Here is a 14895-nt window from a genome sequence, read left to right as displayed (position 1 = left end):
TTGTTGCCACTCCATAGCCAATATTCCTGGGCGGCTCGGCCGAACGCATTGAACAAGGGAGTGGCCTCGCGGGACTGGGCTCAGGCCGGCAAGGGCTAGGCGGTTTTGCGTAGCAAGGCCGGGGCGGCGGCGGGCAAGGCCGGGGTGGCGGCTCTTGCGGGCAAGGAGCGCTTACCGGGGGTCTTTGAGACATCGACAGCGCAGAAAAAAAGCACTTGAAGGGGCAAAAAAACATAAAGTAATCCTTAAGTCCAAAGAGATGAGTGCATTTACCGTTGTCGTCAACAACTGACATCGACAAATCCATACCTGTGATCAGGTAGTCTCTAAGTGGCAGGAATGCAGGAAGCGTTCCCGGATCCTGCCGCCCGTTTCGACACTCAAATATTGGCCCTTACCCCTCTATGCCGCCTTCCGAACCTTGAACCACGCCGCGTAGAGCGCCGGCAAGAACAACAGGGTCAACGCCGTCGCCACGATCAAGCCGCCCATGATCGCCACTGCCATCGGCCCGAAGAACACGCTGCGTGACAGCGGGATCATCGCCAGCACCGCCGCCAGGGCGGTCAGCACAATCGGGCGGAAACGCCGCACGGTGGCTTCGATAATTGCCTGCCACGGCGCCAGCCCGGCCTTGATGTCCTGTTCGATCTGGTCCACCAGGATCACCGAGTTGCGCATGATCATCCCCGACAACGCGATGGTCCCGAGCATGGCCACGAAGCCGAAGGGCTGGCGGAACACCAGCAGGAACAGCGTCACGCCAATCAGGCCCAACGGCGCGGTCAGAAACACCATCGCCGTGCGTGAGAAGCTGCGCAGTTGCAGCATCAACAAGGTCAGCACCACCACGATAAACAGCGGCACGCCGGCCTTCACCGAGTTCTGACCGCGGGCGGAGTCTTCGACGGTGCCACCGACTTCCAGCAGGTAGCCATCCGGCAGTTCGGCGCGCACACCCTCAAGGGTTGGCAGGATTTGCTGGACCAACGTTGCCGGTTGTTCCTTGCCGTAGATATCGGCGCGCACCGTCACCGTCGGCAAGCGGTTGCGGTGCCAGATAATGCCCTCTTCGAAGCCGTATTCGAGGGTGGCGATCTGCGACAGGGCCACGCTTTTACCGTTGTCGGTCGGCACCGCCAGGCTGGGCAGCAGCGACAACTCGGTGCGCTCGTGGACGGTGCCGCGCAGGAGGATTTCAATCAACTCGTTGTCCTCCCGGTATTGACTGACGCTGGAACCGGTCAGTGAGCTTTGCAGGAATTTCGACAGGTTGGCGGTACTGACGCCGAGGGCGCGGGCGCGGTCCTGGTCGATATTGAGGTAGACGATCTTGCTCGGCTCTTCCCAGTCCAGGTGCACATTGACCACGTGGGTATTTTCGCGAACCTTGGACGCGACCTTCCGTGCAAGGGCGCGGACTTCCTCGATGTGTTCGCCGGTTACGCGAAACTGCACCGGATAGCCGACGGGAGGGCCGTTTTCCAGGCGGGTAACGCGCGAGCGCAGGTCGGGGAATTGTTCGTTGAGGGTTTCGATCAGCCAGGTGCGCAGGCTTTCGCGCCCCTCGATGGTCTTAGCCAACACCACGAACTGCGCAAAACTGGCCGCTGGCAGTTGCTGGTCCAGGGGCAGGTAGAAACGCGGCGAACCGGTGCCGACGTAGGCCACATAGTTATCAATGCCGGCGTGTTCCTTGAGCAAGGCTTCCAGGCGCTTGACCTGGTCGGCGGTGTTGCTCAGGGAAGCGCCTTCGGCCAGTTTCAGGTCGACCATCAGCTCCAGGCGGCCTGAGGCCGGGAAGAACTGTTGCGGCACAAAACGAAACAACGCCACCGAGCCGATAAACAGCAGCAACGTCAGGACAATCACGGTTTTGCGCCGACGCACGCACCACTCCACCAAACGTCTTACACGTTGGTAGAACGGCGTGCCGTAGGGATCCGGGCCATCGGTGCCATGTTTGGCCGCGTGAATCTTCGCCAGGTCCGGCAGGAGCTTTTCCCCCAGGTACGGTACAAACACCACGGCGGCGATCCATGAGGCGAGCAAGGCGATTGTCACCACCTGGAAGATCGAGCGCGTGTATTCACCTGTGCTCGACTGCGCGGTGGCAATCGGCAGGAAGCCGGCCGCCGTGATCAGCGTGCCGGTGAGCATCGGGAAGGCGGTGCTGGTCCAGGCAAAACTGGCCGCCTTGAGCCGGTCGTAGCCCTGCTCCATTTTGATTGCCATCATTTCCACGGCAATGATTGCGTCATCCACCAGCAAGCCGAGGGCCAGCACTAACGCGCCGAGGGAAATCTTGTGCAGGCCGATACCGAGGTAATACATGGTGGCAAAGGTCATTGCCAGCACCAGCGGAATCGCCAGGGCTACGACCATGCCAGTGCGTATGCCGAGGGAGAAGAAACTCACCAGCAAGACAATCGCCAATGCCTCGGCCAACACCTGCACGAATTCGCCGACACCGGTTTTCACCGCTGCCGGTTGGTCTGATACCTTGCGCAGCTCCATGCCCGCCGGAAGGTTCTTTTGCAAACGTGCGAATTCGCCTTCGAGAGCCTTGCCCAGCACCAGGATATCGCCGCCATCACGCATGGCCACGGCCAGTCCGATAGCATCCGCCCCCATGTAACGCATGCGCGGCGCCGGTGGATCGTTGAAGCCGCGGTGAATATCGGCAACATCACCGATGCGGAAGGTTCGATCAGCGACACGAACCGGAAAGTCGCGGATCTCTTCCACCGTCTTGAAGTTGCCCGACACGCGCAGTTGCACGCGTTCGCTCGGGGTTTCAAAGAAGCCGGCAGTGGACACCGCGTTCTGCTCCTGCAACGCCTGCTGCACAGCAGCCAACGGCAGGCCAAGGGTGGCGAGCTTGAGGTTGGACAGCTCGATCCAGATCTTCTCATCCTGTAGGCCAAGTAACTCGACCTTGCCCACATCCGCCACTCGTTGCAGTTGAATCTGGATGCGGTCGGCGTAGTCCTTGAGCACGGCATAGTCGAAGCCGTCGCCGGTCAGGGCGTAGATATTGCCGAAGGTGGTACCGAACTCGTCGTTGAAAAACGGCCCCTGGATATCCGGCGGCAAGGTCTGCCGGATGTCGCTGATCTTCTTGCGCACCTGGTACCACAACTCAGGAATCTGCACAGAGTGCATGGAGTCGCGCGCCATGAAGGTGACGGTGGACTCACCCGGGCGAGAGAAAGAGACAATGCGCTCGTATTCGCCGGTCTCCATCAGTTTTTTCTCGATACGCTCGGTGACCTGGCGCGAGACTTCCTGGGCCGTAGCGCCGGGCCAGTTGGTCTTGATCACCATGGCCTTGAAGGTAAACGGTGGATCTTCGCTTTGCCCCAGTTTGGTATAGGACAAAGTACCGACCACAGCCAGCAGGATCATCAGGAACAGTACAATCTGGCGGTTACGCAACGCCCATTCGGAAAGATTGAAAGCCATCGGGGACTACTCCTTGGCCGCCAGGTTCACTATACGGTTGGAGCCATCCACCGCGCGCACTTGCTGGCCCTCGTGGAGCACATGCACGCCTGCTGCGACCACCCAGTCGTTGGGGGTCAAGCCTTCCAGCACCGGCACGGTTTTTTCGCCAAAGGCGCCGATGCGTACCGGCGTGCGCTTGAGGGTGTTGTCCGGCTGTACACGCCAGACGTAGGACGCACCGTTCTCCGCACTCAGGGCAGACAGCGGTACCGACAGCGGAACAACGCCGTCGGCCTGTATGAATACGCGAGCGCTTTGCCCCAGTTCCGCCGGGACTTTGCCGCCGGTGAAGGCAACGCGAGCGGCGAAGGTGCGCGATTTTGGATCAGCCGCAGGCGACAGTTCACGGATGCGCCCGGTGAAACGCTGGCCCGGCTGGCTCCACAATTCCACCGCGACCGGTTGACCGATCTTGAAGCGACCAAACCCTTGTTCGGGCAGGCTGATGAGCACTTCGCGCTCGCCATCGGTGGCCAGGGTGAACACGGTCTGGCCCGCGGAGACCACTTGGCCGACTTCCACCGCGCGCTTGGCGACAACGCCATCCTGCGGGGCGCGCAATACGGCGTAACCGGCCTGGTTACTGGCCACGTCGAACTCGGCCTTGATCTGCTTGAGGCGCGCTTCACCGGAACGGTAGAGGTTTTCGGAATTGTCGTACTGGGAACGGCTGACCATCTGACGGTCCATCAGGGTCTTGTAGCGATCACGCTCGGCGCGCACCAGGCGCAGGTTAGCCTCGGCAGCGGCGACCTGGGCACGGGCGGCCTCCAGTTGCAGGCGCACATCCTGAGGGTCAAGTTCCGCCAGCGCCTGGTTGGTCTTGACCCGCTCGCCCTCCTCCACCAGACGCTTGCTGACTTTGCCACCGATGCGAAAGGCCAGGTCCGGCTCATAGCGCGCGCGTACTTCACCGGGGTAGCTGTCCGTCGACTGCGCCGAGGGTTGCGGCTGCACCACCATGGCCGGGCGGACGGTGGTCTGGACCGCTTCTTCATGGCCGCAGGCGGCCAACAGGAAGACCAGGCAGACAGGCAACGCAAAGGGCAGGAAAGTGCTGCGCATGCTGAAGGACCTTTCGCAAATGGAGCTAGGAATAATTATACTTGCCGGTATGTTATTAATACCAAACTCGCCAGTCCAGTATTAAAGGTAGAAATGTCCGACAATCGTGTAAGCACCAATAGCCCCGGGCGTCCCAAGGACATGGCAAAACGCCAGGCTATCCTCTCGGCAGCGAAAATCCTGTTCTTGAGCAACGGCTACGCCAACACCAGCATGGATGCCGTGGCCCTTGAGGCCGGCGTATCGAAACTGACCGTCTACAGCCACTTCACCGACAAAGAAACCTTGTTCACCGCCGCCGTGGTGGCCAAGTGCGAGGAACAGTTGCCGGTGATGTACTTCGAACTGCCCGAAGGCATGCCGGTGGAAACGGTATTGTTGAATATCGCGCGGGGGTTCCATCGACTGATCAACAGTGAAGAGTCGGTTAACCTGCATCGCCTGATGATGACCACCGGCAATCAGGACGTGAAACTCTCACAGATCTTCTTCGAAGCCGGGCCCATGCGCATGCTCCAGGGCATGGAGCGCCTGCTCGGCAAGATCGACCAGAGCGGCGCGCTGAGCATCGACAGACCGCTTACGGCAGCCGAGCACTTCTTCTGCCTGCTCAAGGGCACCGCGAACTTCTGCCTGCTGTATGGCTGCGGCGGGCAACTGAGTGAGGAAGCCGCCGAAGCCCATGTGCAGGAGGTGGTGGGGTTGTTTATGCGGGCCTATAGGCCTTAGCCCATTCACTGTGGCGAGCGGGCTCGCCACAAGATCTTGCATACCTTTTAAGGCTTGAGCGCTTTCTTGGGATAAATGTCATACCGGCTGGACTTGCCATCCAGCGCATGGCTCGGCTTGGGCCCCTCGATGCAGGGCGCCTTGCGCGGGCGCTTGACCACCACACGGTGGCTGGCCAAGGCCAGGGCGGCGGCCAGCAACGCCGGTGCGTCCGGATCATCGCCCACCAGCGGCCGGAACAGGCGCATTTCTTTCTTCACCAGGGCGGTTTTCTCACGGTGAGGGAACATCGGGTCGAGGTAGATCACCTGGGGCGGCTCCCCTTTCCAATAGAGCATCACGTCAATGGAGTTGCCCTTGAGCAGCTTCATGCGCGCGACGATTGGCGCCACGTCGAAATCCTCCGCGCCGCGTGCCAGGCCATCTTCGAGCAGGGCGCCAATCAGCGGTTGGCGCTCGATCAGGCTCATCTCGCAGCCCAGGCTGGCCAGCACGAACGCGTCCTTGCCCAGACCGGCCGTGGCGTCCAGCACACGGGGACGCACGCCTTGGGCAATGCCCACGGCCTTGGCGATCATCTGTCCGCTGCCGCCGCCATACAGCCGACGGTGAGCCGCGCCGCCTTCGACGAAGTCCACCCGCACCGGTCCCGGCGCGTCAGGCCCAAGCTGCTGCAGTTGCAGGCCGTGCTCCCCCACTTGCAGGGAAAAATCCGCATCCGCGAGCTGTAAAGGCAAGCCGAGCTGTTCAGCCCACTGCTCGGCCCGGGCCTGGAAACCTTCGCCCAAGGCCTCGACCTGGATGCGGCTGGCCGCTGGTTGTTCGCTCATCAATCGCTACGCTCAAAAATATTAAGGATCGGCAAACAACGGCCGATAAAAACAACAGTCAGGTATTTTGCCAGAGCTGAGCGTCGACCGAGAAAAATGTCAGACATTCTCCCCCTAACCATCGGTGTACTGCCGACCCATAACCACTACGGCCTGCGCAATACCCAAGCGCTGGCCGGGGTGAGTCATGTCTGGCAGGACTTCTTCGCCCGGGCGCTGGCCGAACAGCTCGGTGAAACGCCGGACGCGCTCGCCGCCAAGGCGTCGGCACCGGCGGACCCGGCGGTAGAGCCCAGCGCCGGTGCCGACCTGTTGTCGCAGATCCTCACCCAGCGCGAGTGCGACGTCAAAGACACCGAGATCGCCCCACCTGAGCCACTGTTCCTGCCCATCGCCGAATTCGAAACCGAGTTGCTGCCACCGGCCGCCACGCCATTCCCACAGGAAGAAATCGTCGCGCAGCAGCGCCAGCAGAATTTCGAAAGCGCTTGGGTTCGCCCGATCGTCCTGACCGCCGGCCAGCCATTGCCTGAGCCCGGCCCGGCGCCGGAACCACGCCCTCTGCACTTGCCGATTGCCGAGTTCGAACTGGACCTGCTGCCACCACCCGCCACGCCTTACCCAACCGAAGAACTGCTGGCGCAACAGAAAGCGCTGGACTTCGACTCCCACTGGGCACGCCCACTGATCACCCACAACCTGCGCCTGGCGGCCTAACGACACACCCACCAACGCCCCATGTCCAGATGGAAATGGTTGCGGTGCGCGGCGTTGTAGTCCGGGCTCAACACCACATTGAAATCATCACAGGCGCCATCGCGCACCTGGCGCAGGAACCGCGCGCTGTCGCCCTCCCCAGACCAATCCTTGAGCACGCTGATACTGCGCCCATCCGCCAGGCGAAACCCGGCAATATCCAGGGCATTGGCCGACGCATGCTGGCTGAGCCGCCCTTCGGCACGGCTATACATGTTGCGACAGGCAAAGCTGCCCAGGTGATCGACCCGTGTCACCGCCTGGCCGAACACCGCCTGGGCTGCCGGTTGCAGGCTGTGACGCTCGAACAGCGCGAACGCCACGGCCAACGGGCAGCTGGCGAGAAAGCTGCTGCTTAATGCCACGTCTGCCCCCTGCACGCGCAAGGTATTGCGCAGAGGACAGGCAGCGTCGGCGGGCGTGTCAGCCTGATGGCTGACACGCAAACCAGAGGTTTTCAGCACTTGGTCGCACAGCACAGGGTCATCCTGCAGGCGCCCCAGCTTGTAGCGGGTCAACAGGTTAGGGCTGGACCTCACGTCCAGCGGCGACCAGGGGTTCCATTCTGCCGGCAATGGTAGCCAGCCACGCCATACACCCACGACAAATGCACCACCAAGCACCAGTAGAGCACCCAGCACTTTGAAAAAACGCACGGCTCAGTCCTTGAAGAACTGATTGGCCTGGCTGAAGGGCATCGAGCGCTCGGTAAAGCTGAAAGTGCCCAGCTCATAGACTTCCTGGGCCGCTCGGTAGAACTCACCATAGGCCGCCAGTGCCATGGCCGAGCCCACGCTGATGCGCTTTACCCCCATCGCACTCAATTGCGCCACGCTGAGTTTCAGGCCGCCGGACATCAACACGTTCACCGGCTTTGGCGCCACGGCCTTGACCACCGCCAGCACGTCCTCGGCACTGCGCAGGCCCGGCGCATAAAGCACGTCGGCGCCGGCTTCGGCGTAGGCCTGCAGGCGGCGAATAGTGTCGGGCAGATCCAGGCGACCATGCAGGAGGTTTTCCGCGCGGGCCGTCAGTGTGAAGGGGAATGGCAAGCTGCGGGCAGCGGCAACGGCGGCTTCCACGCGCTCTACGGAAAGGTCGAAGGGATAGATCGGGTCGACGGCAACGCCGGTGGCATCTTCGATAGAGCCCCCCACGATACCGCTGGCCGCCGCTCGCAAGATGGTTTCGGCACAGCCATCAGGGGTATCGCTGAAGCCGTTTTCCAGGTCGGCCGCCACCGGCAGCGCGGTGGCCTTGGCAATCATGCTGGCATTGCGCAAGGTGTCCTCCAGGGACAACGCCCCTTCCGCGTCCGGGCGCCCCAGGCTGAACGCATAACCCGCACTGGTCGTGGCCAGGGCTTCAAAGCCAAGGCTGGTGAGCATCACCGCAGAGCCGGCGTCCCACGGGTTAGGCATCACGAAGGCGCGGTCTCGCTCATGCAGGGCCTTGAAGGTTTCGGCGCGAAGGGTTTGGGCATCCATGACTGACTCCTGGCGGGAAAAGGAGCCCTAGAGTAACCCCAGTTGCTCGACTTCGGGTTCTCGATGCAAGGTCGGCAGCGCCGGCAGGCCAGGCAGGCGCGCCATGAGTTGCGTGTGAAAACGCAGGGCCAGTTGCGCGGCAAGGCGATTATCCGAGGTGTGCAAGAACACGTAGGGTGTGCGGCCTTCTTCGATCCAACCCGCGATTTTTTCCACCCACGGCACCAGGAACGGGTCGTTGGCCTCAAGCTCCGGATGACCGATAAAACGCACTTGGGGAAACCGGGTCAGCGCTGCCGGACGGGGCGGCACCTTGGGCTTTTTCGATTGTGCGTGCAGTACCGCCGCCGAGGTCGACGTGCAACTGAACAACGCACGCGGGTCGAGGCAGATGCGCTCGACACCCCGATCACGCAACAAACGGTTGAGGGTGCGCTCGGCATCGCCCTTGGCGAAGAACTCAGGGTGGCGTACTTCAACCGCCATCGGGCGTTCCAGGCCATCGATAAAACCGGCCAGTTCAGCCAGGCGTTGCGGCGAAAAACTCGCCGACAGTTGCAGCCACAGCGGCGAAACACGTTCACCGAGCGGGCTCATCAAACCGACAAAACTTTCCGCCGCCGGCAATTGCTCGCGCAAGTCGCCACCGTGACTGATGTCACCGGGGAATTTGGCAGTGAAGCGAAAATCGTCGGGCATGATGTCGGCCCAGCGCTGCACGGTAGCGGCCGAGGGGCGAGCGTAGAACGTGGTATTGCCTTCGACGGCGTTGAAGACCTGGGCATAAAGGGCAAGGTAATCGCTGGAGCGGGCGTCGGCTGGGTACAGGTACTCGCGCCAGGCGTTTTCACTCCAGGACGGGCAGCCGAGGTAGTAAGGCAGGCGCATCAGATGTGGATGTCGAGACCCAGCACTTCCATATCCCATTCGACAAATCCGGCGGTGGTCAGGTAGCTGGCCAGGGCGGTGGCAACGCTTTTGCTCATGGAGCGCGGGAAGACCATGTCTTGCTGACGGGCGGGAACGCCGCTGATGCGGGCTTGTGAACTGGCCTGCGCATCGGATTGGACCTCGATGAAGTCCGGCGAATCCTCGACGGAGTCGTCCACCCTGGCGTTTGCCTTACGCGGCTTGCGCTTGATCGGGTACGACTGTGAGGAAAATCCATCTATACGCATAGGCGCGAACTCGCTATCAGTAATGGCATTTTGGCAGCACTGTCCGTCGCGCGCAAATGCTCTGGTGATAACTAGAACACATAATTTGAAAAAGGTTTAAAAACCCGGGCAAATTCTGACGATTGGCGACTTTTGCCTCAAATTGCCATCATTTTTGGCGTCAAATAATCCCTCTTTCCGCCTTGGTCTGCGCGACTTTATCGCGCAGGTAGACCGGTGCGGCCTGATCCGCAGGAATCGCCTCGCCACGTTCGAACGCAAAGCGCGCCAGGGTCAGCAGATCTTCGGCGTGAGGCAACAGGGTGGCGTCCTGGCCAGCGGGTTGAACCCCGATGCGCTCGCCATACCCCCAACCGGTGCCAGCGCCGAACCAGTCACCGCTGGCATCGTCGGGCAATACCGCCGATTCCGGTGGCTGCACGGCTTCCACGCCGACAAGGCGCATTTCGCCAGCCGTTTCGCGGTAGCACCCCCAATACACTTCGTCCATACGCGCATCGATCGCCGCCGCCACCTGCCGCGCGCCCTGTTCGCGCAAGGCACGTTGGGCCAGTACGGCAAGGTTGGAAACCGGCAGCACCGGGCGCTCCAACGCAAAGGCCAGGCCCTGGACCACGCCAATGGCGATGCGCACTCCGGTGAACGCTCCCGGGCCACGGCCGAAGGCGATGGCATCCACGGCCGACAGGGTGATGCCCGCGTCTTCAAGCAGCTGCTTGATCATTGGCAACAGCTTCTGCGCGTGCAGGCGCGGGATCACCTCGTAGTGGCTTGTGACCTTGCCATCGTGCAGCAAGGCAACGGAGCAAGCTTCAGTCGCGGTGTCCAGGGCCAGCAGGGTGCTCATCGGTGTGGGTGTCCAAGTCGAAAAAAAGTGCGCCAGTATAAACAACAACGGCCCGCAAGCGGGCCGTTGTCTATCAAGCCGATAAAGGATCAGCTCAGTGCTTGCAGGACCTTGGCAGTGATGGCTTCCACCGAGCCGACGCCAGGGATATGGCTGTACTTCGGCTTGCCTTGGGCTGCGGACAGCTTCTGGTAGAAATCCACCAGCGGCTTGGTCTGGGAATGGTAGACCGACAGGCGATGACGCACGGTTTCTTCGGTGTCGTCCTTACGCTGCACCAGGTCTTCACCGGTGACATCGTCCTTGCCTTCAACTTTGGGCGGGTTGTAGACGGTGTGGTACACGCGGCCGGAGGCTTCGTGGACGCGACGACCGGCAATACGCTGGACGATTTCTTCATCTTCAACCGCGATTTCCACCACGGCGTCCAGCTCGACGCCGGCTTTCACCAGGGCTTCAGCCTGGGGAATGGTGCGTGGGAAACCATCGAACAGGAAGCCGTTCTTGCAGTCTTCCTGGCTGATGCGTTCCTTGACCAGGTTGATGATCAGGTCATCGGAGACCAGGCCACCGCTGTCCATCACGCTCTTGGCGATCAGGCCCAGCTCGGTGCCGGCCTTGACGGCAGCACGCAGCATGTCGCCGGTGGAGATTTGTGGAATGCCGAATTTTTCAGTGATGAACTTTGCCTGAGTACCTTTACCGGCCCCGGGAGCTCCCAGCAGAATGACGCGCATCGATGTGCTCCTCAATTTTTTATAGAGATGACGCTCGGATTCGCCGCGAGGGGCCAATCGCGTAAAAATATAGGGCTCATGAAAACATGGGCCCAGGCCGCCCAAACGGCCAAAGGCTGATCAAGATACACAGCGGGCCCTAACCACACAAGCCGCCAAAAGTCGCAGGAACCCGCGCCACGCGTACGTCATAGGTAGGGTGTGCCTGAGTGCAACCCGCGCTGTAAACGCCGACCACCCCTTTCAGGGCGGCCGTCGTGGTTTATCCGCAAGCCTTTGAGAACACGCAAAAAACCTCAGCCGGTGTTGCGCAGGCCGGCGGCAATACCGGCCACGGACACCAGCAACGCCTGTTCCAGAGGGCTGTCCTGCGCGGCTTCCTGGCGACGCGAGCGCGCCAGCAACTCAGCCTGCAACAGGTGCAAGGGATCGAGGTAGGTGTTGCGCAGGCGGATGAACTCCAGGGTGTCAGGGCTGTGGGCCAGCAGTTGCGACTGGCCGGTCAGGCCAAGCACCACGTCGCAGGCCTGCGACAATAGGTCGCGTAAGTGCGCCCCCAGTGGCAACAGGTCCGGCTGCACCAGGCGCTCGTCATACAGGCGCGCAATATCGGCATCGGCCTTGGCCAGGACCATTTCCAGCATATCGATGCGGGTGCGGAAGAACGGCCACTGTTCGCGCATCTGCCCCAACAGTTCACCTTCGCCGCGCTCCAGGGCCTTGCTCAACGCGGCCTCCCAACCCAGCCAGGCCGGCAGCATCAGGCGAGTCTGGGTCCAACCGAAGATCCACGGAATGGCGCGCAGGCTTTCTATACCACCGGCACGACGCTTGGCCGGGCGACTGCCCAGAGGTAGACGGCCCAGCTCTTGCTCCGGGGTGGACTGGCGAAAATACTCGACGAATTGCGGATTTTCCCGCACCACCGCGCGGTAAGCGCTGACGCCGTCGGCCGCCAATTCATCCATCAAATGGCGCCACGCCGGCTCCGGTGGCGGCGGTGGCAGCAAGGTCGCTTCCAACACGGCGGCCAGGTAGAGATTGAGGTTCTGTTCAGCAATGTCCGGCAAGCCGAATTTGAAGCGAATCATCTCGCCCTGCTCGGTGGTACGGAAACGCCCCGCCACCGAACCCGGTGGCTGCGACAGGATTGCCGCGTGGGCGGGGCCGCCGCCACGCCCGACGGTGCCGCCGCGACCGTGGAACAGCAGCAATTCCACCTGTTGCTCACGGCAGATATCCACCAGCCGCTCCTGGGCCCGGTACTGCGCCCAGGCGGCGGCGGTGGTGCCGGCGTCCTTGGCCGAGTCGGAGTAGCCGATCATCACTTCCTGCGGGCCCTGCAAGCGCGCCCGGTAGCCCGGCAGCAGCAACAGTTGTTCGATCACGGGACCGGCGTTATCCAGGTCGGCCAGGGTTTCGAACAGCGGCACCACGCGCATCGGCCGTTGCACGCCCGACTCTTTAAGCAGCAGTTGCACCGCCAATACGTCCGAGGCGGCACCGGCCATGGAGATGACATACGAGCCTAACGAGGCGGCAGGCGCGGCGGCCACTTCCTTGCAGGTATTGAGCACTTCGGCCGTATCGGCCGATGGCTTGAAATAGCCCGGCAACAGCGGTCGACGGTTGGCCAGCTCCTTCATCAGGAAGCTGATGCGCATCTCTTCGTTCCAGTCCTCGTAACGGCCCAGGCCCAGGTAATCGGTGATTTCGGTCATGGCCGCCGAATGACGACTGGAATCCTGGCGCACATCCAGGCGCACCAGGAACAGGCCAAAGGTGACGGCCCGGCGCAGGCAGTCGAGCAGCGGGCCGTCGGCGATCACACCCATGCCGCACGCGTGCAGTGACTGGTAGCACAGCTCCAGTGGCTCAAGCAGGTCGCGATTGTTCTGCAACACCTCGGCAGGCGCCGGCGTGCTGCTGCTCAACGCGGTATGTGCCCATTGGCGCGTGGCGCGCAGGCGTTCGCGCAGTTGCTTGAGCAGGGCACGATAGGGTTCGACGCTGTCGCCGACCTTGGCCTGCAACGCCGGGCTGGCCTTTTGCATCGACAGTTCGGAGGCCAGGTGGTCGATATCGCGCAGGTACAGGTCGGCCGCCATCCAGCGCGCCAGCAGCAACACCTCGCGGGTGACCGGCGCGGTGACATTCGGGTTGCCGTCACGGTCGCCGCCCATCCACGACGCAAAGCGGATCGGCGCGGCTTCCAGCGGCAAACGCAGGCCCGTCGCAGCGTGTAGCGCCTGGTCGGCCTTGCGCAGGTAATTGGGGATGGCGTGCCACAACGAATGCTCGATCACCGCGAAGCCCCACTTGGCTTCATCCACAGGGGTGGGCCGCGTGCGGCGGATTTCTTCGGTGTGCCAGGCTTCGGCGATCAAGCGTTGCAGGCGCTGGCGGATCTGCTCGCGCTCAGCAGTGGTGAGGTCGCGGTGATCCTGCAGCGCCAGTTGCGCGGCGATAGCGTCGTATTTCTGGATCAGGGTGCGACGCGCCACTTCGGTGGGGTGGGCGGTGAGGACCAGTTCGATGTCCAGGCGTCCCAACTGGCGGGCCAGGGACTCATTGCTGTGGCCCTCGCCCTGCAGGCGCGCCAGCAACTCGGGCAAGACACGGGACTCGAACGGTGCCGGTTGCGACTCGTCGCGCCGGTGAATCAACTGGTACTGCTCGGCGATATTGGCCAGGTTGAGGAACTGGTTGAAGGCCCGCGCCACCGGCAGCAGTTCGTCTTCCTGCAACTGATTGAGGCTGGCGCTCAGTTCATCACCCGCGGCTTTGTCCGGGGCGGCTCCGCGGCGGTCGGCCTTGGCGCCTTTGCGGATCTGTTCGATCTTGGCGAGAAAATCATCGCCGTACTGCTCTCGAATGGTGTTGCCCAACAGCTCACCCAGCAGGTGAACATCCTCACGCAAGCGTGCATCGATATCACTCATCAGCCAATCTCCAGCCAGAAATCCGGGACGCGCAGGTGTGTCAGAGTGCCGCCGGCGTCGTTTTATGACAAGACTTTAAACCTTGTGACTTGCAGCTAGTCTCAAGTGTGAGCCGCCGCGTTTATCCACGCGCACGGCTGGTCACTCATCACCGCCCGCCACCGCAGGCTTTATTGAGGTTGCCATGAAAATTCGAGAACTGGCCCAACATTGGGAAGAGAACGCCAAGGGTCGCCTGACCAAGACCGAGTACGCCATCCATCTGGATGTGGAGGCGGCTGCACGGCTGGCAGCCATCGCCGAGATGTACCCCAAGCGCCACACCGAAGAATTGCTCGGCGAGCTGATCGGCGCCGCCCTTGAGGAGCTGGAAGCCAGCTTTCCCTACATCAAGGGGCAACAGGTCATCGCCACCGATGAAGAGGGCGACCCGCTCTATGAGGACGTCGGGCCTACGCCGCGGTTCCTGACCTTGTCCCGTCGCTATCTGCATGATTTGTCTGCCAGTGCCGACGACCAAAAGCACTGACGGACTCGATTGACACCCATCTGAACCCCGTATTCCGGGCCTCTGCCGAGGCCCGGAGTACCCCTGCACGTGGCAAAAGTTCCAATTTTTTACCCTGACCAATCAGTCAGATATTTTTTTAGGCAAATCGCCATCTCTTCTGAACTTTTGAAAAAAGCCTCCGGTCACAGCCAGTAAGCCATCACTTGGAACGGCCGTTTGAAAGGGCCTGTCGCGCTTTACCGCCGCGCCCCAAGCCGTTCACCGACTGCGATGGATTTTGATGTTTTTAGGAGCTATCCAATGGAG

The 14895-nt window shown here is 61.8% G+C and carries 13 protein-coding genes; 3 read left to right on the top strand and 10 right to left on the bottom strand.

Annotated features, from left to right (window positions below; genetic code table 11):
* Positions 1-402: 402 nt before the first annotated feature.
* Together BM416_RS09315 and BM416_RS09310 are read right to left on the bottom strand one after the other, a co-directional pair.
* Complete coding sequence (locus BM416_RS09315) at positions 403-3465, bottom strand: efflux RND transporter permease subunit (RefSeq protein ID WP_092487591.1); 3063 nt, start codon at positions 3463-3465, stop codon at positions 403-405.
* A gap of 6 nt (positions 3466-3471) precedes the next feature.
* Positions 3472-4572, bottom strand: coding sequence for an efflux RND transporter periplasmic adaptor subunit (locus tag BM416_RS09310; protein WP_092487588.1), 1101 nt, complete (start codon positions 4570-4572; stop codon positions 3472-3474).
* A 93-nt stretch (positions 4573-4665) separates the two neighbouring features.
* Between BM416_RS09310 and BM416_RS09305 the strand changes: the two genes are divergently transcribed.
* A complete protein-coding gene (locus BM416_RS09305) occupies positions 4666-5301 on the top strand; it encodes a TetR/AcrR family transcriptional regulator (protein ID WP_092487585.1) in 636 nt (211 codons plus the stop codon).
* A 47-nt stretch (positions 5302-5348) separates the two neighbouring features.
* Here BM416_RS09305 and BM416_RS09300 read toward each other — a convergent pair whose 3' ends face one another.
* Positions 5349-6131, bottom strand: coding sequence for a class I SAM-dependent methyltransferase (locus BM416_RS09300; RefSeq protein WP_092487582.1), 783 nt, complete (start codon positions 6129-6131; stop codon positions 5349-5351).
* 96 nt (positions 6132-6227) lie between these two features.
* Between BM416_RS09300 and BM416_RS09295 the strand changes: the two genes are divergently transcribed.
* Positions 6228-6848, top strand: coding sequence for an energy transducer TonB (locus BM416_RS09295; protein WP_092487579.1), 621 nt, complete (start codon positions 6228-6230; stop codon positions 6846-6848).
* Here the strand turns inward: BM416_RS09295 and BM416_RS09290 are convergent.
* From BM416_RS09290 to ppc, 7 genes are all read right to left on the bottom strand, one after another.
* Positions 6845-7543: an extensin-like domain-containing protein gene (locus BM416_RS09290; RefSeq protein ID WP_092487577.1), complete on the bottom strand. Its 699-nt coding sequence runs from the start codon at positions 7541-7543 to the stop codon at positions 6845-6847. The genes BM416_RS09295 and BM416_RS09290 overlap by 4 nt on opposite strands.
* Positions 7544-7546: 3 nt before the next feature.
* Positions 7547-8374: an isocitrate lyase/PEP mutase family protein gene (locus BM416_RS09285; protein WP_092487574.1), complete on the bottom strand. Its 828-nt coding sequence runs from the start codon at positions 8372-8374 to the stop codon at positions 7547-7549.
* 27 nt (positions 8375-8401) lie between these two features.
* Complete coding sequence (locus tag BM416_RS09280) at positions 8402-9262, bottom strand: DUF72 domain-containing protein (RefSeq protein WP_092487571.1); 861 nt, start codon at positions 9260-9262, stop codon at positions 8402-8404.
* Positions 9262-9552 (bottom strand): hypothetical protein, encoded by a 291-nt coding sequence (locus BM416_RS09275; RefSeq protein WP_065938748.1) that lies wholly within the window; start codon positions 9550-9552, stop codon positions 9262-9264. Before BM416_RS09275 ends, BM416_RS09280 begins: the two co-directional genes overlap by 1 nt.
* Before the next feature lie 160 nt (positions 9553-9712).
* Entirely contained in the window at positions 9713-10399 is a 687-nt protein-coding gene (gene tsaB, locus BM416_RS09270) for a tRNA (adenosine(37)-N6)-threonylcarbamoyltransferase complex dimerization subunit type 1 TsaB (RefSeq protein ID WP_092487568.1), read from the bottom strand.
* An 89-nt stretch (positions 10400-10488) separates the two neighbouring features.
* Complete coding sequence (gene adk, locus BM416_RS09265) at positions 10489-11136, bottom strand: adenylate kinase (RefSeq protein ID WP_010212617.1); 648 nt, start codon at positions 11134-11136, stop codon at positions 10489-10491.
* A 296-nt stretch (positions 11137-11432) separates the two neighbouring features.
* Complete coding sequence (gene ppc, locus BM416_RS09260; RefSeq protein ID WP_092487565.1) at positions 11433-14078, bottom strand: phosphoenolpyruvate carboxylase; 2646 nt, start codon at positions 14076-14078, stop codon at positions 11433-11435.
* Between the two features lie 184 nt (positions 14079-14262).
* Here ppc and BM416_RS09255 point away from each other — a divergent pair, with 184 nt between their 5' ends.
* On the top strand, positions 14263-14607 hold the full coding sequence (locus BM416_RS09255; RefSeq protein WP_027604509.1) for a hypothetical protein: 345 nt from the start codon (positions 14263-14265) through the stop codon (positions 14605-14607).
* Positions 14608-14895 lie beyond the last annotated feature (288 nt).

Source organism: Pseudomonas sp. NFACC42-2, from assembly GCF_900116055.1.
In the GTDB taxonomy this organism is placed as follows: Bacteria; Pseudomonadota; Gammaproteobacteria; order Pseudomonadales; family Pseudomonadaceae; genus Aquipseudomonas; species Aquipseudomonas marginalis.
This window is presented reverse-complemented; position numbering and strand designations above follow the sequence as displayed.